18 protein-coding genes are annotated in these 24,045 nt (G+C 70.1%); 9 read left to right on the top strand and 9 right to left on the bottom strand.

Annotated elements, in window-relative coordinates; genetic code table 11:
* The first annotated feature begins 19 nt into the window (after positions 1–19).
* Positions 20–1,618 (top strand): fused response regulator/phosphatase, encoded by a 1,599-nt coding sequence (locus tag AB0D12_RS01370; RefSeq protein WP_362675796.1) that lies wholly within the window; start codon positions 20–22, stop codon positions 1,616–1,618.
* Between the two features lie 20 nt (positions 1,619–1,638).
* On the opposite strand, the gene AB0D12_RS01365 is transcribed toward AB0D12_RS01370, so the two are convergent.
* A complete protein-coding gene (locus AB0D12_RS01365) occupies positions 1,639–2,148 on the bottom strand; it encodes a GNAT family N-acetyltransferase (protein ID WP_362675794.1) in 510 nt (169 codons plus the stop codon).
* A gap of 119 nt (positions 2,149–2,267) precedes the next feature.
* On the opposite strand from AB0D12_RS01365, the gene AB0D12_RS01360 reads away from it, so the two are divergent.
* Positions 2,268–2,618 carry a 5-carboxymethyl-2-hydroxymuconate Delta-isomerase gene (locus tag AB0D12_RS01360; RefSeq protein ID WP_362675791.1) on the top strand — a complete coding sequence of 117 codons (351 nt, stop codon included), beginning with the start codon at positions 2,268–2,270 and terminating at the stop codon, positions 2,616–2,618.
* On the opposite strand, the gene AB0D12_RS01355 is transcribed toward AB0D12_RS01360, so the two are convergent.
* The 4 genes from AB0D12_RS01355 to AB0D12_RS01340 all read right to left on the bottom strand — a co-directional run bounded on the left by AB0D12_RS01355 (position 2,603) and on the right by AB0D12_RS01340 (position 9,595).
* Positions 2,603–3,352 (bottom strand): TetR/AcrR family transcriptional regulator, encoded by a 750-nt coding sequence (locus AB0D12_RS01355; RefSeq protein ID WP_362675789.1) that lies wholly within the window; start codon positions 3,350–3,352, stop codon positions 2,603–2,605. The two genes, AB0D12_RS01360 and AB0D12_RS01355, sit on opposite strands and share 16 nt — an antisense overlap.
* A gap of 124 nt (positions 3,353–3,476) precedes the next feature.
* Complete coding sequence (locus AB0D12_RS01350; RefSeq protein ID WP_362675786.1) at positions 3,477–5,522, bottom strand: hypothetical protein; 2,046 nt, start codon at positions 5,520–5,522, stop codon at positions 3,477–3,479.
* 47 nt (positions 5,523–5,569) lie between these two features.
* Positions 5,570–6,370, bottom strand: a complete 801-nt coding sequence (locus AB0D12_RS01345; RefSeq protein ID WP_362675783.1) for a tyrosine-protein phosphatase — start codon at positions 6,368–6,370, stop codon at positions 5,570–5,572.
* Between the two features lie 126 nt (positions 6,371–6,496).
* On the bottom strand, positions 6,497–9,595 hold the full coding sequence (locus tag AB0D12_RS01340) for an alpha-N-acetylglucosaminidase TIM-barrel domain-containing protein (protein WP_362675781.1): 3,099 nt from the start codon (positions 9,593–9,595) through the stop codon (positions 6,497–6,499).
* A 105-nt stretch (positions 9,596–9,700) separates the two neighbouring features.
* Between AB0D12_RS01340 and AB0D12_RS01335 the strand changes: the two genes are divergently transcribed.
* Positions 9,701–10,210, top strand: a complete 510-nt coding sequence (locus AB0D12_RS01335) for a hypothetical protein (protein ID WP_362675779.1) — start codon at positions 9,701–9,703, stop codon at positions 10,208–10,210.
* Positions 10,211–10,294: 84 nt separating this feature from the next.
* Here the strand turns inward: AB0D12_RS01335 and AB0D12_RS01330 are convergent, their stop codons facing one another.
* The gene (locus AB0D12_RS01330) at positions 10,295–11,863 is read right to left on the bottom strand and encodes a DUF1996 domain-containing protein (RefSeq protein WP_362675776.1); all 1,569 of its coding nucleotides are present in this window, start codon (positions 11,861–11,863) and stop codon (positions 10,295–10,297) included.
* Positions 11,864–12,060: 197 nt separating this feature from the next.
* Here AB0D12_RS01330 and AB0D12_RS01325 point away from each other — a divergent pair, with 197 nt between their 5' ends.
* Entirely contained in the window at positions 12,061–12,594 is a 534-nt protein-coding gene (locus tag AB0D12_RS01325) for a GNAT family N-acetyltransferase (RefSeq protein ID WP_362675773.1), read from the top strand.
* Positions 12,595–12,671: 77 nt separating this feature from the next.
* Here AB0D12_RS01325 and AB0D12_RS01320 read toward each other — a convergent pair whose 3' ends face one another.
* Together AB0D12_RS01320 and AB0D12_RS01315 are read right to left on the bottom strand one after the other, a co-directional pair.
* Entirely contained in the window at positions 12,672–13,319 is a 648-nt protein-coding gene (locus AB0D12_RS01320) for a response regulator transcription factor (protein ID WP_362675770.1), read from the bottom strand.
* Entirely contained in the window at positions 13,304–14,572 is a 1,269-nt protein-coding gene (locus tag AB0D12_RS01315) for a sensor domain-containing protein (RefSeq protein ID WP_362675767.1), read from the bottom strand. Before AB0D12_RS01315 ends, AB0D12_RS01320 begins: the two co-directional genes overlap by 16 nt.
* A gap of 217 nt (positions 14,573–14,789) precedes the next feature.
* On the opposite strand from AB0D12_RS01315, the gene AB0D12_RS01310 reads away from it, so the two are divergent.
* Positions 14,790–16,979 carry an MMPL family transporter gene (locus AB0D12_RS01310; RefSeq protein ID WP_362675764.1) on the top strand — a complete coding sequence of 730 codons (2,190 nt, stop codon included), beginning with the start codon at positions 14,790–14,792 and terminating at the stop codon, positions 16,977–16,979.
* A 155-nt stretch (positions 16,980–17,134) separates the two neighbouring features.
* Here AB0D12_RS01310 and AB0D12_RS01305 read toward each other — a convergent pair whose 3' ends face one another.
* Positions 17,135–18,130, bottom strand: a complete 996-nt coding sequence (locus AB0D12_RS01305) for an SDR family oxidoreductase (protein ID WP_362675761.1) — start codon at positions 18,128–18,130, stop codon at positions 17,135–17,137.
* Between the two features lie 511 nt (positions 18,131–18,641).
* Here AB0D12_RS01305 and AB0D12_RS01300 point away from each other — a divergent pair.
* The 4 genes from AB0D12_RS01300 to AB0D12_RS01285 all read left to right on the top strand — a co-directional run bounded on the left by AB0D12_RS01300 (position 18,642) and on the right by AB0D12_RS01285 (position 24,040).
* On the top strand, positions 18,642–19,883 hold the full coding sequence (locus AB0D12_RS01300) for a nucleotide sugar dehydrogenase (protein ID WP_362675758.1): 1,242 nt from the start codon (positions 18,642–18,644) through the stop codon (positions 19,881–19,883).
* Positions 19,883–21,478: a glycosyltransferase gene (locus tag AB0D12_RS01295; RefSeq protein WP_362675755.1), complete on the top strand. Its 1,596-nt coding sequence runs from the start codon at positions 19,883–19,885 to the stop codon at positions 21,476–21,478. Before AB0D12_RS01300 ends, AB0D12_RS01295 begins: the two co-directional genes overlap by 1 nt.
* Before the next feature lie 91 nt (positions 21,479–21,569).
* Positions 21,570–23,219 carry a polysaccharide deacetylase family protein gene (locus tag AB0D12_RS01290; RefSeq protein ID WP_362675752.1) on the top strand — a complete coding sequence of 550 codons (1,650 nt, stop codon included), beginning with the start codon at positions 21,570–21,572 and terminating at the stop codon, positions 23,217–23,219.
* The gene (locus AB0D12_RS01285; RefSeq protein WP_362675749.1) at positions 23,216–24,040 is read left to right on the top strand and encodes a hypothetical protein; all 825 of its coding nucleotides are present in this window, start codon (positions 23,216–23,218) and stop codon (positions 24,038–24,040) included. The genes AB0D12_RS01290 and AB0D12_RS01285 overlap by 4 nt, the downstream gene beginning before the upstream one ends.
* The last annotated feature ends 5 nt before the right edge of the window (positions 24,041–24,045 follow it).

The raw sequence follows: 24,045 nt of genomic DNA, 5'->3' as shown, positions 1-24,045 counted from the left end.
GTCCGAGGAGATGCGCAACATGACCCAAGCCGACGGCGCCACTGTGCTGGTCGTCGACGACCTCGAGGCCAATCGTTACGCCATGGGCGCGGTGCTGCGCCGGGCAGGCCACCGGGTCGTGTCCACCGCGAGCGCCGGCGACGCCCTGATCGAGCTCGATACGAGACTCAGGTCGGGTGCGTTGCCGGACGCCGCGCTGGTCGACATCGGCCTGCCCGACATGAACGGCTTCGAGCTCTGCCGCCGGATCAAGGCCCATCCGTTGATCGCCGCGATGCCGGTGGTGCACTTCAGCGCCGCGGCGATCACCCCGCGCGACCGCAGCCGCGGACTCGACGCGGGTGCCGACGCCTATCTGACGGTCCCGGTCGAACCGGAGGAGATCGAGGCGGTGATCAGGGCCGCGCTGCGCGGGGCCCGCTCCCGTCACGACGCCGAGGCGCAGGCGGGCCGGCTGACCCGGCTCGCCGCCGCGATCACGGAGCTGCACTGCGCGCACGGCCCGCAGGAACTGGCCGATCTCACCGCCGCCGCGACCGCCTGGCTCACCGGCGGCCCGGCGGCTGCCTTCGTCTTCGGTGCCGAGGACACGCTGTACGCGGGCAGCCCGCGGCGTTGGGGATCCCCGCCGGACTCCGGCGCCCGCATAGCCGTGGCCCAGCTGCTGCAGCGGTGCATGGCGGGCCGCTCGGGTGTACATCCCGTGATGGCGCCCGCGCCCCTGTGGCCGCCGGGATTCTTCGTCCCCGAAGTCCCCGGCGGCGCAGCCCTGTTACTGGCCCGCAGCCGACCCGGCCAGCCGCCGGTCTGCCTGGCCCGCCCCGCCTACGCCCCCAACGACCCGGACACGGCACATCTGCTCGGCCGGCTCGCCCACGCCGCCGCCCTCACCGCCGGGACACTGCGCACCGCCGCCGAGGAACGCCATGTGGCGCTGACCCTGCAACGCAGCTTCCTGCCCCAGCAGCCGCCCGCCCTGCCCGGCGCCGACCTCGCTCTGCGCTATGTGCCCGCCTCCCGGAACGCCGAGATCGGCGGGGACTTCTATGTCGCCCTCTCCACCCCCGCCGGACTGCTGGTCGGCGTCGGCGACGTGGTCGGCCACTCACTGGACGCGGCGACCGTGATGGTCGAACTGCGGCACGCCCTGCGCGCGTACGCGACCGACGAGAGCGACCCGGCCGTGCTGCTGCACCGCCTCGACCGGATGCTCCAGCGCTACCACCCGGAGGCCACGGCCACCGTCTGCCTGGCCCTGATCGACCCGGTCACCGGCCGCGCCCGGATCGCGAACGCCGGCCATATCCGCCCGCTGGTCGTCGCGGCCGACGGCGAGACGTCCTACCTGACGGTCTCCGGCCCACTGCTCGGCCTCGACCTGGAGCGTCCGCATCCAACCGCAGTCCAACTGACTTACGGCGACCGGATGTTGATGGTCACCGACGGACTGATCGAGACCCGCGGCACGGACCTCACGGTCTCCCTCGAACGACTCCGCCACGCCGCGGCCCACGCGCCGCGGGGCGTCGCCGCTCTCTGCGACACCCTGCTGGACTGCTTCGGCACCCGGGAGGACGACGTCGCGCTGCTGGCCCTTCAGCTGACCGGCCTCAGCTGACGGGCCTCAGCTGACCGGTTTCATCTGACCGCTTTCTCCAGCAGGATCACTCCGTAACGGCTGCCGTCCTTCGCCACCTTGCCGGGCTCCTCACCGGCGACGCGGTAGCCGGCAGCCTCGTAGTACGTCCGCAGCGCGGGATTGTTCGACAGACAGTCGAGCCGTACGAACTCCCGCCCGGTATCGGCGATCCGCTGCTCGGCGTGCGCGAGCAGCAGCCGGCCGAACCCGGCCGGAGCCGCATCCCGGTCGATCATCAGCCGGTGCACATACCCGGCCACGGGGGGCTGGATCCCCCAGGCGGGCTGGTCCTCCCACCACAGTTCGTATGCCCCGATCGCATCGCCCTCCGCGGTCTCCGCGATCCAGACCTCCCCCTCCTTGATCCAGTGCCGGAAGTGGTCGGCATCCTTGTCGCCGGGCTTCCACTGGGCGATGCCGTTGAGCTGCATCCAGCGGGCGGCCCCGTCGAAGAGAGCGACGAGGGTTTCCACATCGGTGTGTGCGGCGAGCCGACAGATGATCTTCATTCCAGCATTATTGACGGGGTCATGGACACTTGCGTAAGGGTGGGTCCCGCAACTGCCCGACCATGCCCTGACTGTGCCCGACCATCCCTTGTCACCTGTCACCCGTGCTGGAGCGCCCGATGCCGCAGATCACCGTCGACTACTCCGCGAACCTGGAATCCTCGTTCGACCGCCGGGGCTTCGCGCTCGCGCTGCACCCGCTGATCGTCGAGTCGATCGACACCGAACTGGGCGCCTGCAAGACCAGGTTCCGCCGTGTCGACGAGACGGTCGTGGCCGGAGGGACGCCCGACGACGCGGTCATCCACATCGGAATCGCCCTGCTGCCGGGCCGCGCCCCCGAGCTCAAGGCGCAACTGTCGGAAGTCGTCCTGGACCTGCTGGCCGGCCATCTGAAGCCGTCCGAGGGCGTTGTGCCCGTCATCTCCGCCGAGGTGCGTGACCTGGAAGCGTCCTACCGCAAACGCTGAGTCGGCACCTTGGAGAGCGAGGGCGCCAGCGTCATGAGCCGGCCGACCAGATCGCCGAACGGGCCGTCGGCCGGCTCGTCCACGAGGACGCGGATCAGGATGCCCGCCATCTCTTCGTCGTACGCCGCACTCACCGCACACAGCGCCGCGAAGTCGTGCACCAGCTGCAACTCCAGCTCGGCGCGCGGAATGCGCCGCCCGTCCAGCCAGAGCAGCGCGGTCGACTCGGCGAGCGACACCCAGGACCGTACGACCAACTCCAGGCGCGCCGGCGGAGTGCCGATCCCCAGATGGGCCAGGATCTGTTCGTACGCCGCCTGCCGGACCTCGTCGATCATCGCGTTCGTCGCCGAATCCGCGTCCCTTGAGCAGGCTCCGCCCGCGGAGACCGCGGGACCGCCCCGCATCAACGCCGAGAACCCGGGCCCGTGGTCGTTCACGAAGTCGAAGAACCGTCCCATGACCCGCAGCAGCCGCGCCCCGAGCGGCCCCTCGGGCGGCTCCAGGAACCGCGCGGCCAGCTCGTCGGCGGCTCGCCGCAGCGCGGCCTCGTACAGGCTCTGTTTGCCCGGGAAGTAGTGGTAGACGAGCGGCCGCGAGATTCCGGCGGCCGCGGCTATCTCGTCGATCGAGACATCGTCGGGCGAGCGGTTGCTGAACAGCTCCAGCGCCACACGGATCAGTTGCTGCCTGCGCTCCTCGACGCCCATCCTGCGGCGTACCCCGGTCGTCATGCGAACACCCTAACGGGCAGCGAACGCATATCGGGCCGACGGGTCGAGGCACTGCGACATGACGTCGACGTACTGGCGGGTAGATCGCAGCGAGAGAGGTGAGCCGGAGAATTCCGGGAGCCGCTCAGTGCAGCGCACCCACCCGACGGCCGTCCTTCAGGCGGCCGTTCAGCTCCGCCCGCGCACCCTCCTTTGCCTGTACCGCCAGCAGATGACCCTTCGCGCTGCCGTCCACCCCGCCCGAGGTGGCCAGCGTTGCGAACTGCTCGCTTCCCGCCGCGAGTACGAACCAGTGCCCCGCCTGCGACTTCCACAGCACACCCGCCAGCACCCGCGGATCCCGCACTCCGCAGGACGGCGAGTCCTCGGCCCGCGCCGCGATCGCACCCGGCGCGCCCGCCTGTGCTCCCGGCGCGTGGAACTGCGCCATGACCCGGCTCCCCGTCCCCCGCCAGGTCTCCGCGCGCGTGCACAGCCAGGCCGCCGTGCCGTTCGACTCGGGCAGCGACTGCTGTGCGTACTGCCACGAGTTGACGCTGCGCACGCCGTGCGCGCGCACCCCGGGCAGTAGACAGGCCGTACGGGCCCACGAGGCGCGGGCCGCCTGACCAGTGACGTCCTTCGGGGCGGACGGTGGCCCCGAGGTGAGCCTGGCCGGGGTCAGTTCACCGAGGTCGGTCAGCAGCCGCTCGGCCGTTTCGTCGCGCACCTCCAGCACGTCCCAGGACCGGCAGTCCCGCGCCTGCGCAGGGCTCGACAGCGGGCTGGTCACACCGTCCGTGCCCCGCTGGAGGGGACGCGGAGTGCCAGCCGGGTCGAGCAGATCCCGTACGGACGTCTTCCGCACCCAAGGAGCAGTCAAATAGCGGACACTGCCATCGGTACGGCTTGCGACAATCGCGGCCGAGGAGGCGGCGTCGGCGCCGTCCGTCCGCGCGAAGTCGAGCGCCACACCGCCGGTGCCGTCCTTCGGCTCGGCATAGCGGACCACGCGCAGCCCGTCGTGGAGCAGCACCACACGTGCCTGGTCGACCTCGCCCGCGTACAGCAGCTGCGGCGAGCCCATCGGCGGGCCCGGGGGAGTGCCTGGGGTCGCGGAGACCTGGACCGCGCTGCCGGGCCTGGCCCAGACGGCGAGCGCGCGGCGCAGCAGCGCGCGGTCCTCGGTGAGACCGCCGCGGGCCGGCCAGACGGAGAAGTCGGTACGGGACGAGCGCTGCCACGCCGTGGCGGAGACCAGCGTCAACCGGGCCGGGTCCAGGGCGGATTCGGCCGCTGGGTTACGTGCGTACGGCGGCGCGGCCGCACCGTCCGGGCCCCAGCCGTCGCCCGGCAGCCCGAGCAGCGCGCCGCACACCGCGAGGGCCGCGGTCGCCACCATGGCCGCCTTGCCGTGCTGGCGGCGGCGCATCAGATCGGTGGGGCGTGCCTGCAGAGAACACGGGTCGAACTCGGAGGATTCGAGAAGAGCCGCAGTGCCCTTCACCTCAGTGCCTCCTCCCTCCGTGCCCCTTCCCTGCGTGCCCTCTCCGCCCCGGCTCTCTCCCGCCGCCACCGGGTCCATGCCGTCCGCCTCGGCCAGCGCTGCCCGCGGATCACCGACTCCGGCCGCGCTGAGAGCCTGCTGCACCTCGGTGTCGGGCAGCCCCTCCAGGCCGCGCAGCACATAAGCCGCCCTCGCGGGCCCCGAAAGCGCGGAGAGGCGCTGGTCCAGAGCGAGTTCATCGGCACCGCCCGAGCGCGGGAAGACCCGCAGACCCCACACATGCGGCAGCAGCGGCGGGAGCTGCGAGCGCTTCGGCCAGGCCAGCCGCCGCAGCGGGAGTCCGGCGTCCAGGGCCTGGCGCAGCACCCTTCCCCGTACATACGCATAGCCGGGGTCGGCGTCGCCCGGCGCCCGCCGGGAGGCCGGGATCGCCGTGTCCATGGCGTCTGTGGCGCCCGCGGGAGCGGTGCGGCCGCGCGGCAGCGAGCGCTGCGCGAGGGCGTGCGCGGTCAGTACACGGCGATTGCGGCCGAGTGACGGCGGAAGTACGAGATACGCGATCCGTACGAGCCGGGGGTAGTGCTCGACAAGGGCCGCTTCGGCCTGCTCGACCTCGACACGGCCGGCGATGGGGGCGGGAGCGGGGGCGGGAGCGGGCGGGGTGACGACATCCTGTGGGCGCACGTTCAGCAGAACGAGCGAATCGTCTTACGGTCACCAGGCCCAGGAGCTCAGCTCGTCGCTGTCAGCCGTTCCCGGATGCGTTCGACCGCCTGGTCCGGGACGCCGAGCCCCTCGCGCACGTACCTCTCCATCGTGCCGTGGCGGGCAGCGACCGTGTCCAGCGCCGCCGCCAGATACTCCGGGAACACGCCGATCATCGCGAGGGCGGTCTCCGGGTCGCCGCCCTGTGCGATGAAACCCTCGACGAGCGAGGCGAAGGCCTGCCGTACCGCCGGATTGACGGAGAGGTACTCCGCCTCGACGGTCTCCGGCGTCGCGCCGAGGAGCGTGAGCAGGATCGTCGCCGCCCAGCCGGTGCGGTCCTTGCCCGCCGTGCAGTGGAAGAGCAGCGGTCCGGCGCCGGGCTCGGCGAGTTCGCTGAGGAAGGCGCCGTAGGCGTGCCGCGCGGAGTCGCTGATGACGAAGGCACGGTAGGCGTGCGCGAAGAGCGACTGCGCCCGGCCGCCGCCCAACTCCCGCTCGGCGACGGCCGGATCGCTCAGCGCCTGCTTCAGCTGGGCCGCGACCGGCATCCGGCCGAAGGCCACCTGGTCGGCGAAGACATCGGCGAGCAGCAGCCGCCCGCCCTCGGGGACGTGGTCGGGGCGGGCGCGGCGCTCCGCCTCGGTGCGGAAGTCGACGACCGTACGGATCCCCAGCGCGGCGACGACCGGATCGGCGGCGGCGTCGAACCGGTCGAGCATCCCGGAGCGGAAGACAAGACCGGGGCGTACGGAACGGCCGCCGGGCAGCGCAATGGAGCCGAGGTCGCGGAGGTTGGCGACGGTGTGGGCGGGGATCGCGGTCATGGCGGGAAGGCTCCCTGACTGATCGTGCGGTCGATATCTACCGAATAGCCGTGCTTTGTGCGGAACGGTAGTCGACGGTCACGCCACCGGCGCGGCACCGGCTGTGCCGGTGCCGCAGGCAGCGGATCATCCCGCGATGACCGACCAGCCGCTGAAGTGCACCGTGCCCCTGGCCCCGCTGCCCCCGCTGGTCGCGCTCATGAAGAGCCCCACGTCCTGGACGGCGGCGGACCCCGGCACGGAGACGGTGGCGACCGTGCGCCAGGTGGCACCGCCGTCCGTGGAGCAGGCGCCGGTGAAGGAGGTCCCGGCGTTCCGGGTGAGCCGCAGCAGCACCGGGGCCTTGATACCGGTGATGCGCAGGTACGTGTCCAGGGTGCCGTCGGCGTTGGTGTCGTACGACAGCACGATGCCCTGGCCGGGGGTCGCGGCCAGATTCAGGAACCCGGTGTCCCCCGGCTTCGCCAGGCTGTTGCGTACGACAATGCCGGACCGGGCCCAACTGCTGGTGTTCTCCTGGGAGTCCACCCGCAGGACGACGCTCACACCCTCCGTCAGCGCGCCCTCCCGGTAGGCGGTGCCGAACTGTGTGGTTTCCCTCCACAGGTCGTTGCCCGCGCCATTGATCGCGAAGCGGTCGCCGACCTGCCCGAAGACGGCCGCGTTGCTGGTGAAGGTGCGCCACTCGGGATCCAGCGGCGCCGCCAGCTGCAGCTTGCCCTTCTGCGTGACAGCCACCCGCTCCTCGCCGCGCGGTCCGTACTGCGTGCGCAGCTCGTAGTCCATGGCGACCAGCGGCTCGGTGAGCGGTTCGGGGGGCGCCGTCACCCGCCAGGAGACCCTGCCGGTGCCGCCGGCCGGCACGCTCTTCAGGAAGGTCGGGCCCTGCGGCTCGGCGGCCGGGCCGGTCAGGGCCAGGTCGACGCGGCCCGTGGAGCGCAGCCCGTTGAAGTTGCGGAAGGTGGCGGCGACGGTGCCTGTGCTGCCGGGGGTGAAGGCCGGCGGGTCCGCGGTGACGGAGACGAAGCCCTGGTACGGGGCGGTGGCGAGGGTGTCGTACACGCGCCGGGCGGTGCGGTACGCGTCGCCCGTCGGCCGCACCGGATAGGCGCGCCGGTCCTTCGTCCACGCCTCCTCCGCCGGATACCAGTCGAAGGACCTGGGTGCGCGGCCCTCGGCCATCGCCGCGGCCTGCTCCTCCAGATACGCCTCCCACTGCGGCACATGGACGTCGTTGATCAGTCCGTGCCAGTCGCGGTTGGCGTAGTTGCTGAGCTGGTTTGCGGCGGCCCGGTCCGCCCAGGTGGTGAGCAGCACACGGGCGGTGCGCTCCAGCTCCACCGCCTCGGCCGGACCGGGGGCCAGCCGCTTGGCATCCTCCAGCCAGGGACCGAGCAGGAACGAGCGATGGCAGCCTGCCATGGTGTCGCTCAGCCGCATCAGCTTCAGCCAGAGCCCGGACAGGGCACGGAAGGTGTCCACATCCTTGTCCAGATACGCGGCGCGCAGCGGGAGCTGGAGCGTGCGCGAGCGGTTGGCGAGCGCCTGGCGGGCCAGATCGGTCACGTCGTGGCGGTACGCGTCACAGTCGCGCAGCGCATGCCGTACGTCCAGCAGCGCGGCGAAGGCCCGGTCGAACCCGGCCGGGTCGAAGGCCGTGCCGATGGAGGAGGTCATGCTCGGTCGGCGGCAGAACAGCGAGTCGTACGGGCGGCCGTCGGTGCTGGTCAACTTGTACGCGGTCGCGGCGAGCGCGGCGAAGGCGGTGTGCGCGGAGCGGTCCTCGCCGCCGTAGCGGACATCGGCGTACTGCTCGAACCACGCGTCCCGGTCGATCTGCTCCTCGCGCCAGGCGAGCTCGCTGAACAGCTCCAGGGCTGCGGGATCGCGCTCGGCGGCCTCCGGCATGTACGCGGTGCCGGCCAGCGCGCTGCCCGGTTTGTCGCGCCAGGCGGTGAACTTCGCGGTCCACCGGTCGGTGTTCGCGCCGATCGTCGTACGGCCGCCGAAGTTGGGGATGGTGCCGAAGGCGTACGGCGCACCGCCCCACTCCGTCTCCCGGTCGGTGACCGTGTCCAGGTCGGAGAGACCGTCGACGATCAGCACCCGGTCGGTGTCGATCGCGGCGAGCAGCGCGGGCCGCGGATTGGACTGCCAGCCGAGGATCACCCAGGTCGCGCCGGGACGGGCGGTCTGCAGGGACTTCTCGACGGCGCGCGCGGCGTCGGCCACCGGGACGTCCCCGGCGGTGCCGCCCTCGTGCAGCAGATCCATCTTGAAGTGGCCGACCTCGCCGAAGAGTTCCGCCTGGTGCCGGTAGAAGGCCGCGGCGACGTCGCCGAAGCTCGAGGTGCGCGGGTCGAGCCAGTCGGGGCGGCGCTTGCCGTTCCAGGTGCCCTGCGGGATGACGCGGGCGCCGGCGTTGCGGGCGACGAAGCCGTCCGGGACCGTCCCGAAGTAGCCGGGCAGGACCGGGTGCATACCGAGCTCACGCATCCGGTCGGCGATCTGTCTGCCGAGGCCGGCGCGTCTCTCGATGAGTTCGGGGCTGAGCGGGCCGCCGTACTCGCTCATGTTCTGCAGCAGCCACCACGGCTGGTGCGAGGGTGCGGGGAGCCAGCTGCGGGCCTCCGTGTCGGTGTACCCGAAGTCCTGCAGGAGCCGGTGGTAGACGGCCTCCTGGCCGGGGGTCACCAGCACCTCGTTGCAGCCGTGCAGGGCGAGGATGTCGAGCAGCCGCTCCCAGCGCGCCCAGTCGGCGTACGGGGCGGTGTAGCCGTCGTGCGTGTCGTTGAACGCGAACCGGTGCGGGACGGTCGCCGAGCGCTCGAGCGCGTCACGGGGCGCGGGCAGCAGTCCGGGCAGATCGAGCTGGCTGCCGGACCACGAGATGTGCGCCCGGCAGACGTATTTGAGGTACCAGTGGACTCCGGTGAGCAGCACGGCCGGACTGGTGCCCGCGACCTCGATACGGCCGGTGGAACCGGTGACCCGGAAGCGCTCGGGGCCTTCGAGAGCCCGCAGCCGGAACTGGCCGGCATGGCGGGGAAGCAGTCGCTGGAGTGAATCCTGCGCGGGTGACGTGGAGAACACTTCCGCCGTGGCCGGGGCGGCGGCGGCTCCGGCTGCTCCGGCGGCGGACGCGGGCGTGTGCCCGGTTAACGCCGCGCCGATGCCGATTGCTCCGGCGGTGCCCAGCAGAGTACGTCTCGACAGCTCGTTCATCAGCGCTCCTTATATGTTGTTCAAGTGACAACAGGTGCGTGCGTGTCGCGCAGGTTACCCGCCGTTCGGCTACCCGACAGGAGTGCGAGAGGGCACGATGGCCGGATGAGTACGAGTACGAACACCGGCGCGAGGCGTACGGCCCGGACAGCACTGGCGGTTCTGGTGCTGACCCTTGCCGCGGCCTGCGGAGCGGGCGATGACGGCGATGGGCGTGGCGGCGGCGAGAAGAGTCCCGAGCCGCCGAAGACAGCGACGGGCAGCCTGGAGCAGCTGGCGGCGAAGGCCGAGTGCAAGCCGAACATCCAGACGAATGCGGCCGAGCTGCGGCAGGCCAACTGCACCACGGGTGACGGCAAGTATGTGCTGGCCACCTTCGCCACCGACCGCGGCCAGCGTGAATGGATCAACGAGGCCAACGACTACGGCGGCTCGTATCTCGTCGGCAGAAAGTGGGTCGCGGTCGGCGACGCGAAGGTGGTCACAGCGCTGCGCGGCCGGCTCGGTGGATCGGTGGAGACCGGCGCTCAGCACCACTCGGGGAGCAGCGGTGGCACTGGGGAGAGCGCGGGAGGCCACTCCGCGGGGGGCCACTCGGGGCACCACGGGAGCTGACCGCGCAGGTACGTGGCGGGGGGCCGGTCGCAGCGGAGCGGCCCCCCACCCTGGGGGGCCGCTCCAGCCTTCCGGGTCAGTGGATCACGTGCACTTCTGGCCGCTGTTGATGCAGTTCACCACCTTGTTCATCAGGTTGTCGTCGAAGACACTGATGAAGTCGCCGTGGTCGGTGACCGGCTTGTGCAGCTGCTCCGGGAAGGAGTCGACCGCGAAGCCGGGGCCCGGCGGGACGTCGTACACGATCCGCTGCACCAGCTGCGGGATCGCCTTGAATCCGTTTCCGCAGTTGCCGTTGGCGTCCGCGAACGCCACATGGGTGCGGTGATTGGCACTGTCGATGTTCTGGCCGTCCCAGCAGCTCTGGAACTTGAAGGAGCGCACTACCTGGCTGCCTTGGGGGCAGATCGGGTACTTGTCCTTCAGCTGACGGTCCTCGAATCCGGTGCAGCTCCAGGAGGCATTGGCGTTCGCATCGCCGTTGGTGAATGCCTTGGCGTCACCGGTAATGATCCGCAGGAATCGAGGCATCGCGGTGACCTTGCTCACCGGATTGCCGACGAAATTCAGCGTGACCTGGGACGGAGTCTGGATCTCTCCGATGTTCTGGTCCTTGCCGCCGCCGTCCGCCTGGGCGTCGTTCTCGTTCTGCCCGTTCTGCAGTCGCAGTACAGGCCAGTAGTACGTGGACTTGTCGCCCTGGTTCTGGCAGGTGGTGTCACCGTTTGCCAGATCGTCGTCACTGGCGAACGCGTCGTTGGCCTGGTTTCCGACGTAATCGTGCATATGGTGCGCGCCATTGCTCACACCAGGGGCGACGATGACATTGTCCGGATTGAACTTGCCGTTCTCGTTCTTTCCGCACTCCGTGACGAAGGTTCCCTTGGAGCCGCCGCCGCGCTGCTGGGGCTGGGCGACGTTCGGCTGGACGGACTGGATGTCTACGAAGTCGGCGGCTTCGGGGCCATTGCCCTGTCCGCCGCCGTTGCCCTGGTCATTGCCCTGACCCTGGCCATCGCCCTGGTCATTGCCCTGACCGTTGTCCTGGCCGCCATTCTGGTCACCATTCTGACCACCGTTCTGGTCGGCGCCGTCCTGCCCGGTGTTGTTCGCGCCGTTCTGGTCGGCGCCGTTGGCGTCACCCTGGCCGTCGTTCTGGCCGTCGTTCTGGGCGTTGCCGTCGTCAGCTTGCAGCGAGCAATCGGCGAGGTCCTGCATGCCCTGCGGACGCTGGGCGTTCCGGCCGATAGCCGTGGCAATCCGGTCGATGCTCGCCCGCCGCTTGTCCCTGAGCGGATTCAGGATGGCGTTCTTGCCCCATTGGGGATCGCTCTGGACCTGCTGCTTCTGGTCCGCGAACCTCTTGTACGCGTCGGTGATCTGGCTGTCCATCTTGGCCAGCTCACCGTCGACTTCCTGGCGCGCCTGGGGCGGCACGTCCGGGAGGCCGTTCGCGACCTCGGGGCAGTCGATGGTCGACACCTGCTGCCCGGCGGCCTTCTTCGTCCAATTGGAGCCTTGACCGGAATGGTTTTCGCCCGCGGATGCATACACATTGACCGCGACCAGCCCACCCCCGCCCAGGATCAATGCGGCGGAGGCGACGATCGCCCGGTTCGCCAGTGTCGAGCGTTTTCTCGTTGCGTGTCCCATGGAACTCCTCTGCTTCGTCGCCGGGTGTGGGTTAGGGGGGTACCGGCTGAGGGAGAAGCGCGACGTTCCATACGGGTGTGGCTCATGGGGTGTTCAAGCCGAGTGGGTCCGGAGCGGGAATTCGTAGAATTCTCCATCAGCAAAACCGCCGTATTGCGCTGAAGTCGGACGCGCCCGCGGATGGCAGGATGGGGCCCATGACCGAGATCCAGACTCCCCGACTCCTCCTCCGCCGCTGGCACGAGGACGACCTTGTCCCGATGGCCGAGATCAACGCGGACCCGGAGGTCATGCAGTGGATCGGCGACGGCTCGGTCCGCGATCTCGAACAGACCGCGGAGGACATCGAGCGATGGGAGGAGGAGTGGGACGAGGAGGGCTTCGGCCTCTTCGCCGTCGAGCTCCTCGCCTCGGGCGAACTGGCAGGCTTCGTGGGCCTGTCCGTCCCCGCGTTCCTGCCTGAGGTGCTGCCCGCCGTGGAGATCGGCTGGCGGCTCGGCCGGCAGTTCTGGGGCCAGGGGTACGCCTCCGAAGCCGCCCACGCCTCACTGGAGTTCGCGCTCCAGGACCGCGGACTGGACCGCGTGATCAGCATCACGCGGACCGGCCACGAGGCATCCGAGAATGTGATGCGCAAGCTCGGCATGGAGCTGGAGCGCCAGACTACGCACCCGGTGTACGGCCTCCCGCTGAGCATCTATGCGATCGACCTCACGCAGTACGAGGCCTGACGCGTCGGCCGGCTCGACCTCGAACGCCGGACGGGCTTGATTTCCAAGCCCGTCCGGTGATCGAGGACAGAACAGCCCTAGCCGCGGTCCAGGTACGCCAGCACCGCCAGCACCCGGCGGTTGTCGTCGTCCGACACCGGCAGATTCAGCTTCCCGAAGATGTTCGACGTGTGCTTGGCCACCGCCCGCTCCGTGACCACCAGCTGCCCGGCGATCGCGGTATTGGAACGGCCCTGCGCCATCAGCTCCATGACCTCCAGCTCGCGCGGGGTCAGTCCGCCCATCGGCTTGTCCTGCGCCCGCCGCGACAGCAGCTGCGAGATCACCTGCGGATCCATCGCCGTACCACCGGCAGCCACCCGCCGTACCGCGTCGATGAACTGCTCCGCGTCGAAGACCCGGTCCTTGAGGAGATAGCCGACCCCGCCGTTCCCGTCGGCCAGCAGCTCACGCGCGTACAACTGCTCCACATGCTGCGAGAGAACGAGCACCGGCAGCCCGGGTCTGGCCTGCCGCGCCGCCAGGGCGCACTGCAGCCCCTCGTCCGTGTGCGACGGCGGAAGCCGGACATCGACGACGGCGACGTCCGGTTGCAACTCGGCGAGTGCTTCGGTGAGTTCGGGTCCACTCTCCACGGCGGCCAGGATCTCGAAGTCGTAGGCCTCGAGCATGCGGACCAAGCCGTCACGCAGCAGGAACAGATCTTCGGCTAGGACAACTCGCAAGGGATCTCCATGGTGACCATGGTGGGACCGCCCACGGGACTGCTGACGGCCAGGACGCCGTCGAATGTACCGAGTCGGCGTTCGATACCGCTCAGTCCGGAGCCGGTTCCGATCACCGCGCCGCCCTTGCCGTTGTCCGTGACCGCGATACGCAGGAAGCCGCCCGAGTGGGTGACGTCGACCCAGAACCGGTCCGCGCCGGAGTGCTTGACCGCATTGGTGAACACCTCGCTGACCGCGAAGTACGCCGCCGACTCGACGGGCGCGTCCGCGCGACCGGGCAGCTCCACGTCCACCTCGGTCTTGACCGGCAGCCGCAGTGCCAGCGCCTTGACCGCGTCGCCGAGGCCGCGCTCCGCCAGCACCGGCGGGTGGATGCCGCGGACCAGGTCGCGCAGTTCGGTCAGCGCCTCGGCGGAGGACTCGCGGGCCTTGGAGATGAGATCCTTGGCCTGCGCCGGGTCCTTCTCGATGAGCGCCTCGATGGTGCCCAGGTTCATGCCCATGGCGACCAGCCGGGCCTGTGCTCCGTCGTGCAGATCCCGCTCGATACGGCGCAGTTCGGCTGCCGAGGTGTCCAGGGCATCGTGCCGGGTCTCGGTGAGCCGGTCGATGCGCTGCTCCAGCTCGAGGTCGTGGTTCGGGGCGAGCATCGCGCGGCTGAGCCTGAAGTGGGTGCGGATCAGCAGCTGGTTGGCGTTCATGGCGACGGTCAGCCAGACCAGTCCGAGCAGTGCGGCAAGACCTGCCGTGCCCCATCCGTCGACCGGGACGAAGGAATACCAGTACGTGCCGTCCGCTTCGACGATCGGCTGCCACAGACCGGCGAGGAGCAGCAGACCGAAGATGCCTTCCAGCACCAGCGTCGGCGGGAGGATGGCCACGATGGCCCCCGCCGTCATGTCCATCAGCAGCCACTGCATATCGCGCCAGGTCGCCGGGTCCTTCAACATCAGTGTGCAGCGCTCCACCTGGCCGGTGATGCCGGTGCGCATATCGCGGGGGAGGGGGCGGTACGGGAGCGGGATGCGTACCGAGGACCACTGGGCCGCCAACAGCCGCCGCCTGTTGGCGTGGGCCCGCACCAGGTGCAGCAGGGCGGGTGTGGTGAAGACACCCACACCGATCGGTATGAGGGCCATGGAGACCACCGCCAGGCAGAAGACGGTGACCGAGCCCACCAGCCCCATGAGTGCCAGCGCAAGCCCTCGTGCGCCGGCCACCACCGCGTCACGTGCCTTCGTCGCGTTCATCGGATCCCCCTCGTTGTTCGGTCTCGGGCACCAGTGTCGCCGGTGCCCGCTGTCACGGCACTGGGCCCGGACACCAGCTGGGGGTGTACCTGGCACCACCTTCCTGAGCTCGCCTTTCGTCTCCGCGGCAGGGGGCCTTGACGGCTGGGACGCGAGGCCGCGGATTTCTAGCGTCGTACTCGACTTATTCGGCGCTTACCTCTGGGGGCGAAACGCCATGCGGCGTAACCTCGCGGCACGTATCGGTGTGTGGAGCGCACACCACCGCAAAACGGCGATCATCGGCTGGCTGCTTTTCGTCGTCCTGGCCACGGTGGTCGGCGGGGCATCGGGAATGGTCGAGATGTCCGAGTCCGAGCAGGGTACGGGCGACTCCGCGCGGGCCCAGAAGATCCTCGACGACGCCGGCCTGGATCAGCCGGCCGACGAGCTCGTCCTGGTCAGCAGCAAGACGGCCGGCGGCTGGAAGGACGCGGCGCGCGAGCTGGCCGTGGCCATCGACAAGACGGGCGAGGCGCAGAAGGTCGAGCCGCCGCTCGCCTCCAAGAACGGCAGGGAAGCGCTGATCCGCTTCCAGGTCAAGGGCGATTCGAGGACGGCGGCGGACCGGGTGCAGCCCGTGCTCGACGCCGTACGGGACACGGGCAAGGTCCAACAGGACGTCGAGATACATCAGTTCGGGCAGGCCAGCTCGGAGAAATGGCTCGGCGATCTGCTCTCCGAGGACTTCCAGAAGGCCGAGTTCACCGCCGTACCGCTGGCGCTCGGCATTCTGCTGGTCGCCTTCGGGGCCGTTGTCGCGGCGCTGCTCCCGGTCGGTCTTGCGCTGACGGCGTGCATGGCTGCCTTCGGTCTGCTCTCGCTGGCCAGCCATCAGCTGCACCTCTTCCAGACCACGTACTCCGTGATGTTCCTGATGGGGCTCGCGGTCGGCGTCGACTACTGCCTGTTCTATCTGCGGCGCGAGCGTGACGAGCGGGCCGCCGGGCACGACGCCGAGACCGCGCTGCGGATCGCTGCCGCGACCAGCGGGCGGGCCGTCCTCGTCTCCGGTGTGACCGTGATGCTGGCGATGGCGGGGATGTTCCTGTCCGGGCTGATGCTCTTCAAGGGCTTCGCGCTGGCCACGATCCTCGTCGTCTTCATCGCGATGCTCGGCTCGGTGACGGTGCTGCCGGCGCTGCTGGCCTGGCTGGGGGACCGGATCGACGCGGGACGGATTCCCCTCCTGAACCGGCGTGGCAAGAAGGGCGCGCACGAGAGCGGCGCGGTGGCGGGCGCGGTGCTCAGGCCCGTACTCGCCAGGCCGAAGCTGTTCGCGTTCGGCGCGGTCGCCGTGCTGCTGGTACTCGCGGCGCCCGCGGTGGGCATGAAGACCGAACAGCTCGGAATGGAGAAGCAGTTCGGCTCCGACGCCGCGCTGTCCGTCGCTTACAAGAAGATCACCGAGGCCTTCCCGGGCGGTCCGGAGCCGGCGCGGGTGGTCGTGAAGGCCGACGACATCGACTCGGAGCGGATGCGGGGCGCGCTCGCGAAGTTCGACGCGAAGTCCGACAAGGTGACCGTGCACAAGGCGCAGAACGTCGCGGAGATCGAGGTGGCGCTGGCCGGCAACGGCAGCGACGCCCGCTCGAGGGAAGCACTCGCGGACCTGCGCGAGAAGCGGGTGCCGACGGCGTTCGCGGGGACCGGGGCGGAGGTGCATGTGGGCGGTGAGCTGGCGGGGTCCGTCGACTTCAACGACCAGCTGAAGCGCGGCATCGTGCCGGTCTTCGCGTTCATCACGGCGGTGACGTTCCTGCTGATGCTGTTCTGCTTCCGGTCGTACGTCATCGCGGTGACGTCGATCCTGCTCAACCTGCTCTCGGTGGCGGCCGCGTACGGCGTCATGGTCGCCGTGTTCCAGCACGGCTGGGGGGCGTCGGCGCTCGGTACGGAGTCGGTGGGCGCGATCGAGGGCTGGCTGCCGCTGTTCGTCCTGGTGGTGCTGTTCGGTCTGTCGATGGACTACCACGTCTTCGTGGTGTCGCGGATTCGCGAGGCGCGTGACCGTGGGACGGACACGCGCGCGGCGATCAACGAGGGCATCCGCCGCACAGCGGGCGCGGTGACGGGCGCGGCGGCGATCATGGTCGCGGTGTTCGCGGTCTTCGGGACGCTGTCCATGCAGGACATGCAGCAGATGGGTGTGGGCCTCGCGGTGGCGGTGCTGCTGGACGCGACGATCGTACGGATGGTGCTGCTGCCGTCGGTGATGGCGCTGCTGGGCGAGCGGAACTGGCGCACGCCGAGGGGCCTGAGGTGGCTGCCGCACCTGGAACACGGCGAGTCGGACGTACGGCCGACGCCGCAGGGCGACCGCCACTCGCCCCCGGTGCCGGCGGAGCTGCGGAGGACTCGGGCCTGACCTGGGCTCCGCCCCGGACCCGGTACGCCCGCAAATCAAGCCCCGCCGGCGATTGGGGCCCGGGGTCCGGGGCGGAGCCCCCCACGCGGCGCAGCCGCACATCCGCACTGCGGGAAGCGGCGGGCAGGGGAACACGCCCGCCTCGGGCGACCCGTTCACGTGCCGAGCAACTCCGCCTCCACCACCGGGTCCAGGCCAACCGGCACGCGGTCCGGCCGTTGGGGTGCGGGGCCGCCCAGGGACTGGAGCCAAGCCCATGTGTCCGTCACCGTTGCGCCGACCGGGCGGCAACTCAGGCCCACGGCAAGCGCCTTGGCGACGTTCACTCCATGGATCGCGCGGTGGAGCTCCGGCTGCTGCTCCCGCGGGATCCAGATCGGGAGGTCCGTCCAGGGCTCGATGCCTGCCGCCAGGATCGCCTCCGGTGGCGTCCAGCGCAGTTCCGCGTCCGAGCCGGTGGCTCGCGCACACGCCTCCAGCAGTTCGCCGGTCGTCGTGTGGCCCTGCTCGCTCACCAGGTTGTACGGGCCGCTCAGGCCCCGTACCACCGCATCAAGCATCCACTCCGCGAGGTCGCGTACGTCGATGTACTGCAGCGGGGTGTCCCGCGGACCCGGCGCCAGCACCGGGCCGCCGCGGGCCATCCGCCGCAGCCACCACGGCAGTCGGCCGATGTTCTCCCACGGACCGATGATCAGCCCCACCCGGACCAGCAGCGAACGCTCCGCACCGAACGCGTCCAGCACTGCCAGCTCCCCGCCCCGCTTGGCCTCCGCGTAAGGGACTTCGACCGCGTCGGGCGAGGCCTCGACCACCGGGCACGTTTCGTCGTTGCCGGCCGATGGCGGCCAGGCATACACCGAGCAGCTCGATACGTAGACATAGCGGCCGACCCGACCCGCCAGCAGCCGGGCCGCATCCCGTACGACCGACGGCGCGGCCGACCAGGTGTCGACGACCACGTCCCACTCGCCGTCAGCGAGCGCCGCAAGCCCGTTCGGCGCGGTGCGGTCGCCGAGCAGCGATGTGACACCGGCCGGTGCTTCGTGCCGCCCGCGATGGAAGACCGTCACCTCCCAGCCGCGCGCAAGGGCCGACTCGACCACCGCACGGCCCGCGAACTCCGTGCCTCCCAGAATCAGAAGTCTCATACCCGCGACTCTGCCTGCTGGGCCGTTCCGGACCAAACGATTCTGCTGACAGGGAAGCGAAGCGCGGGCTCCTCCCGAACCCCGGCCCCGGGAGGGCGGCATGTGCGGACCATGTCGCCGATGCGCGCCCTTCGGTCCGTGTGTGTCCGGACGGCCAAGTCCCAAGTGGGCGTGTACATAAGGCGGCGGTCTCGTTGATCTGTGCGTGACGACAGACCTCGAGACTCTCGCGTCCGTGTACAACACGTGACACACACAAAATCGACACACTATGACATTCGCCAATGAAACGTTCGCGCTTCGGTAGTCTCGTGGTTGCGCCCCGTTACGAGTGTTCTGGGGCACGTGTCTTGTCAATCCGGCGGCGACCGCCGCGCCTTTCCACGTCTCAGGGGACCCTTTGTCAACTTTCGCTGTGCCTATCGCCGGGGGCCGTGCGCTGCCGGTCTGGCCTCAGTCATCCTCCGAAGACAGAACTGCCACTGCCCCCGAGCCGGTCGACCGGAGACCGGTGGCGATCGTAGGTATGGGATACGTGGGACTCCCCACGGCTCTCGCGTTGCTCGCCTCGGGGAACGAGGTCATCGGACTCGACGCGAGTCAGCAGCGGATCGACGACATCCGAGCCAGCCGAGTCGACCTGGTTTCCGACGACCACGAGCGGCTGCGGGAGTTTGCAGGGAGTGACAAGTGCACCCTGACCACCGATCCGGAGCGGCTCGCGGCCGCGGGTACCGTCGTGATCTGCGTACCCACTCCGGTGGACGGGCATCTCGTACCGGACCTGAGCGCACTCTCCGCGGCCTGCGCCACGGTGGTGGAACACGCGGTACCCGGCCAGACCATCGTGCTGACCTCGACCAGCTACGTCGGCACCACCCGCGACCTGCTCCTGCAGCCGCTGGCTGACCGGGACATGCACGCCGGGCGCGACGTGTTCGTCGCGTTCTCCCCGGAGCGGATCGACCCGGGCAACACGGTCCACCCGCAGAACGCCACGCCGCGCGTCGTGGGCGGCGAGACCGAGGAGTGCACCCGCCGTGCGGTCGCCGTTCTCAAGGGCTCCGCGCCGGAGGTCCATCAGGTGGGCTCCCCGGAAGCCGCCGAGATGTGCAAGCTCCTGGAGAACACCTTCCGTGCCGTCAACATCGCGCTGGCCAACGAGTTCGCCACAGCCTGCGGGCACCTGGGACTCGAGGTCACGGAGGTGATCGACGCCGCCGCGACGAAGCCCTACGGGTTCATGCCGTTCCGCCCGGGGCCGGGGGTGGGTGGTCACTGCATTCCCTGCGACCCGCACTACCTGCTCTGGCAACTGCGGCGGCAGCGCGTCACCCTGCCGCTCATCGACACAGCGATGACCGCGATCGCCACCAGGCCCCGGACGGTCGTACGCCGGGCTCGCGAACTCCTCGCGGACAGCGGTGTGCCGCTCAGTCGTGCCCGCGTTCTGGTCCTCGGCGTCAGCTACAAGCCGGATGTGGACGACCTGCGGGAGTCCCCGGCGCTGGAGATCCTCGCCGAGTTGACCCAGGCAGGCGCCGTGGTCTCGTACACCGACCCGAGGGTGACGGAACTGGCCGTCGCCGGGAAGCGGATGGAGAGCGTGGCGAAGCCGCAGGCCCAGATCTGGGACCTGGTGGTGGTCCACACCGTCCATCGGGGCCAGGATCTGGACTGGCTCCAGGAGCAGCCACTCGTCCTGGACGCCACCTACCGCCTGGACGCGGTAAAGGGCCGGACGGTGGTGTGATGACGGTCCAAGCCACCGGATACAGCACGACCCCCGCCCAGGCCCAGGCCCAAGCGCAAGCCCAGGCCCCGGCCCCGCCCAGGACGCAGGACCAGGCCCGAGCGCTCTCGCCGTCCCCGCCGGAGCAGTCCCGGCGCCCGGTCCTCGGAAGCCTGAACCACGCGCCGCCCCCGCCGGAGCGGCGGACTCGGCGCCCGGTCCTCGGACGCCTGAACCGGCTCGATCCCGTCCTGCGGCAGGCCGTACGGCGGCTGCTCACCCTGCTGCTTCTGCTGCCGCTCCTGCTGCTCCTGGCCCGGAGCGCCCCCGAACTCCTCCGGTCCCCCTTCCTGCTCGGCTATGGCTTCCTGGTGCTGTTGGGGGCGATCGCCATCTTCTACGTCGCCTACGCCCAGTACGACGACCCCGCAGTAGGCCAGTTGCGCAGGCGGCCCCGCAACCTCTCCCAGTTCCCGGCCCTGCCGACGGTGCCCCGGGTGAGCTTCCTGCTGGCGGTCAAGGACGAGGCCGAGTGCATCGAGGCGTGCGTGCGCTCGATGGTCTCCAGTAACCATCCGGATCTGCAGATCGTGGTGGTGGACGACGGCTCCAACGACGGCACCCGGGAGATTCTGGCGTCCCTCGCTGCCGAACTCGCCATCACCGTACTGCCGTTGGAACAGAACGTGGGCAAGAAGCACGCTCTGGTGCGGGCCGCTGAGCTCGCCGACGGCGATGTGATCGCCTTCACCGACTCCGACTGCGTGCTGGCCGAGGACGCGCTCACCCGCTGCGTCACTGCGCTGCTGCGCCACCCGGAGCTCGGCGCGGTCAGCGGGCACGCGCGGGCGCTCAACGCCGACGAGAGCCTCCTCTCCCGGATCCAGGACGTCTGGTATGAGGGCCAGTTCCGGGTGTCCAAGGCCGCCGAGTCCGCGTTCGGCTCCGTGACCTGCGTCTCCGGGCCGCTCGCAGTCTTCCGCCGAGACGCCGTCTACAACTACCTGCCCGCCTGGGCGGGTGACCGCTTCCTCGGCGGCGAGTTCCGCTTCGCCACCGACCGCCAGCTCACCGGATACGTCCTCGGCCAGCAGTGGAAGGGGCGGCGGCTGAAGCGCCGGTACGCCGATTCGCCGTTCGTGCAGGAAGCGGACTACCCGGAGCTCCCGTGGCGCGTCGGCTATGTCGAGTCGGCCAAGGTGTGGACCAACGTGCCGACCCGGTTCCGGCCCTTCATGCGCCAGCAGGTCCGGTGGAAGAAGAGCTTCGTCCGCAACCTCTTCTTCACCGGAACATTCATCTGGCGGCGCGGGCTCGGACCCGCGGCCCTGTACTACCTGCACGCCCTGTGGGTCCTGGCGGCCCCGGTGATGGCGGTGCGCCACCTGGTGTGGGTGCCGTTGCAGGGAACGTACTTGCTCACCCTGCTCTACCTGGCCGGGGTCCTCGTCAAAGGAACCTTCTGGGGCCTCGCGTTCAGGCTCGACAACCCCGGCTCGACCGGATGGCGTTACCGGCCGCTGATGAGCCTTCTCTCGTCCGTGCTGCTGTCGTGGCTGCTGTTCTACTCCGCCGCCACCATCCGGCGCGGTGTGTGGTCGCGGAGCGCGACATGAGAGCCGTCATCCGCGTGTTCACCGTGGCCGTGACCGGCGCGGTCGTCCTCGCCCTCTACCTCGTCGTGCTGTCTCGCGGAGGAACGGAGACATGGCCCTTTCCCTAGCGCCGCCGGGTAGCCCACCAGCGGGCCGGTCGCCGTCGGGGCGCGATATTCCCCCCGCCGCTCCTCCGAGGCGCCGACTGCTGCGCGCCCTGCTGGCCCTGGCCGCCGTCCTGGTGGTGACGGTGCCCTTCGCCGTGGCGTGGCGGCTGCACAATGCCCGCGAGAGCCTCAGCCCCCAGTACACCACCACCCCCGCCGACATCGATGCGCAGACCCTGAACACGTGGCGGGCGCTCGGGGCGGGCCTTCCCCAGCATGCGGCACCGGTGGTGCTCGCCTACCACGACGTCCGGCCCGACAGTGGAGGCAACCGTTATGTGGTGACACCGCATCAGTTGGACGCGCAGCTCACCGCACTGCGCGCTGCCGGCTACCGGACGCTGACGGCTGACCAGTTCGTCTCCTACTTCCAGGGCGGAGCCGTGCCCCGCCGGTCGGTCCTGCTCACCTTCGACGACGGAACGGACGGTCTGTGGCGCTACGCGGACCGCATTCTCGAGCGGCACCACCAGCACGCCACGTCGTTCCTGATTTCCGGCCGGGTCGGGAAGCACCGCCCGTACTACCTGTCCTGGGAGGAAGTCGGCCGGATGGCCCGCTCCGGCCGGTGGGACTTCCAAGACCATACGCACGACCTGCACAGTCGCGGAGTCGTCGGCCCGGACGGCCGCAAGGGCTCGTTCCTGACCAACCGGATCTACGACCCCGCCGGCGGCGAACTGGAGAGCCTCGCGCACTACCAAACGCGCGTCCGGAGCGATCTCGCCGCATCACTACGGGACTTCACGTCCCACGGCCTCCCCAGGCCGCGGCTGTTCGCCTACCCGTTCTCCGACGCGGACGGCGCCCGGCCGGGCAAGGGCCCGCAGGGCCCCGGCACGCCCGGCAGTGCCACGACGGTGTATGCGCGCAACCTTCTCCGACAGTTCTTCGCGGCCACGCTGACCGACAGGATGTCCAGCCCGACGCCGGCCGGCCGGCGCTCCGCGGCACAGAAGAGCATCCAGCGGCTGGAGGTGTTCAGCAGCACGACCCCGGAAGCCCTGCTGCGCGAAGTCGTGTCCCGTACCCCGCTACCGCCCTCCGGCCGACCACTGGAGCACCCGGGGCACTGGGCGAGGGTCGACTGGCACCACGCCGAGACCATCGGGTTCCTCACCGGCCGGGGCCCCTATCCGCAAGGCGGCTCGTATGCGTACGCCTCCTACGCCCCGTACGCCACCGCCGACTGGATCGACTACACCGCCTCCACCGACATCGGCGGGCTGAACTCCCGCGGCCCCAGAGGCAACCTGCTCGTCCGGGTCGGGAGCACGTCGGTTCTGGCCGTCAGAGTCTCCCGGGACACCGCTCAGATCGCCGCCGCAGGCGACGACGTCGTGCTCGTCAGGCGGGATCTCCTACCGTCCGCCCGGCACCACGTGGAGGTCACTGTCAGCGGCACGCGGACTGTCGCCGTGATCGACGGCACCGTCCGGCTCTCCGTCCAGAGCCCCCCCGGGCCGTCCAGCCGCGGTGGCATCGGCCTGGCGGTGAGCCGAGGTGTCCGGGCCGGCAGCTGGCCCGTCTTCGCCGACCTGCGGGTCACCCCGATCTCTCATACCTCACAGACATCTGCAGGAGGACACCGATGACGGATACGCCCCGACTCCGCGGCCCGAGCACCCCGTCCACGTCCCGCCGGGCATGGCTGCGCGCTGCGCTCCTCGGCGGCGCGACGCTCGCGGTCGCCGCGCCGCCGGTCGGTGCGGCCCTGATGCGCAGGGCCGCGGTGCCGGCGCCGTTCCGTCCGACCTTTCCGAAGAGCGGGCTGGTGACCAATGAGTACGCCCACTGGAACCCGGGCAACCCCGGGGCGAAGCTGTCCACCGTCTGGGACATGACCAGCGGTTCCGTCTTCGGCCTCAACGGGGCTGCCTGGTCAGGGGTGCCGGACAGCATCTCCCCGAACGCCGGCTCCACAAACGGCAACAATTCTTGTGTGTTTCGGCTGGCCAGCCAGCGGCACGACTTCGAGAACACCGTCGTCACCCTGCAGATGTGGCTCTCCGCGCTGGTCAGCACGCCGCGCACCCCCGCACTCGCCTGGGACGGGTTGCACATCTGGCTTCGCTATCACGACGAGACGGAGCTCTATGCGGTCAGCGTCGCACGCCGTGACGGGGTCTGCGTCATCAAACGCAAGAACCCCCCCGGAAATGAAAACGGCGGTACGTACTACCAGATCGGCTCGACCGCCAAGAACGTCTTCCCACGCAACACCTGGGTGGATGTCAGGACCAGTGTCACCACGCTCTCCAACCGCACTGTCCGGCTCACCCTCGACGTCGGCGGGCGGCGGGTGCTGGACGTCGTGGACAGGACTCCCCAAAATCTGCTCCTCGCCGGCGGCGTCGGAGTCCGGGGGGACAACGCCAATTTCCAGTTCAGGAACCTCGTCGCGATCTCATCCTAGAACTC

This window comes from Streptomyces sp. NPDC048479, assembly GCF_040651435.1.
In the GTDB taxonomy this organism is placed as follows: domain Bacteria; phylum Actinomycetota; class Actinomycetes; order Streptomycetales; family Streptomycetaceae; genus Streptomyces.
This window is presented reverse-complemented; position numbering and strand designations above follow the sequence as displayed.

Coding starts and splice junctions, on each gene's coding strand:
- AB0D12_RS01370 (WP_362675796.1), top strand. CDS start 20: ATGACCCAAGCCGACGGCGCCACTGTGCTGGTCGTCGACGACCTCGAG.
- AB0D12_RS01365 (WP_362675794.1), bottom strand. CDS start 2,148: ATGAAGATCATCTGTCGGCTCGCCGCACACACCGATGTGGAAACCCTC.
- AB0D12_RS01360 (WP_362675791.1), top strand. CDS start 2,268: ATGCCGCAGATCACCGTCGACTACTCCGCGAACCTGGAATCCTCGTTC.
- AB0D12_RS01355 (WP_362675789.1), bottom strand. CDS start 3,352: ATGACGACCGGGGTACGCCGCAGGATGGGCGTCGAGGAGCGCAGGCAG.
- AB0D12_RS01345 (WP_362675783.1), bottom strand. CDS start 6,370: ATGACCGCGATCCCCGCCCACACCGTCGCCAACCTCCGCGACCTCGGC.
- AB0D12_RS01340 (WP_362675781.1), bottom strand. CDS start 9,595: ATGAACGAGCTGTCGAGACGTACTCTGCTGGGCACCGCCGGAGCAATC.
- AB0D12_RS01335 (WP_362675779.1), top strand. CDS start 9,701: ATGAGTACGAGTACGAACACCGGCGCGAGGCGTACGGCCCGGACAGCA.
- AB0D12_RS01330 (WP_362675776.1), bottom strand. CDS start 11,863: ATGGGACACGCAACGAGAAAACGCTCGACACTGGCGAACCGGGCGATC.
- AB0D12_RS01325 (WP_362675773.1), top strand. CDS start 12,061: ATGACCGAGATCCAGACTCCCCGACTCCTCCTCCGCCGCTGGCACGAG.
- AB0D12_RS01315 (WP_362675767.1), bottom strand. CDS start 14,572: ATGAACGCGACGAAGGCACGTGACGCGGTGGTGGCCGGCGCACGAGGG.
- AB0D12_RS01310 (WP_362675764.1), top strand. CDS start 14,790: ATGCGGCGTAACCTCGCGGCACGTATCGGTGTGTGGAGCGCACACCAC.
- AB0D12_RS01305 (WP_362675761.1), bottom strand. CDS start 18,130: ATGAGACTTCTGATTCTGGGAGGCACGGAGTTCGCGGGCCGTGCGGTG.
- AB0D12_RS01295 (WP_362675755.1), top strand. CDS start 19,883: ATGACGGTCCAAGCCACCGGATACAGCACGACCCCCGCCCAGGCCCAG.
- AB0D12_RS01290 (WP_362675752.1), top strand. CDS start 21,570: ATGGCCCTTTCCCTAGCGCCGCCGGGTAGCCCACCAGCGGGCCGGTCG.
- AB0D12_RS01285 (WP_362675749.1), top strand. CDS start 23,216: ATGACGGATACGCCCCGACTCCGCGGCCCGAGCACCCCGTCCACGTCC.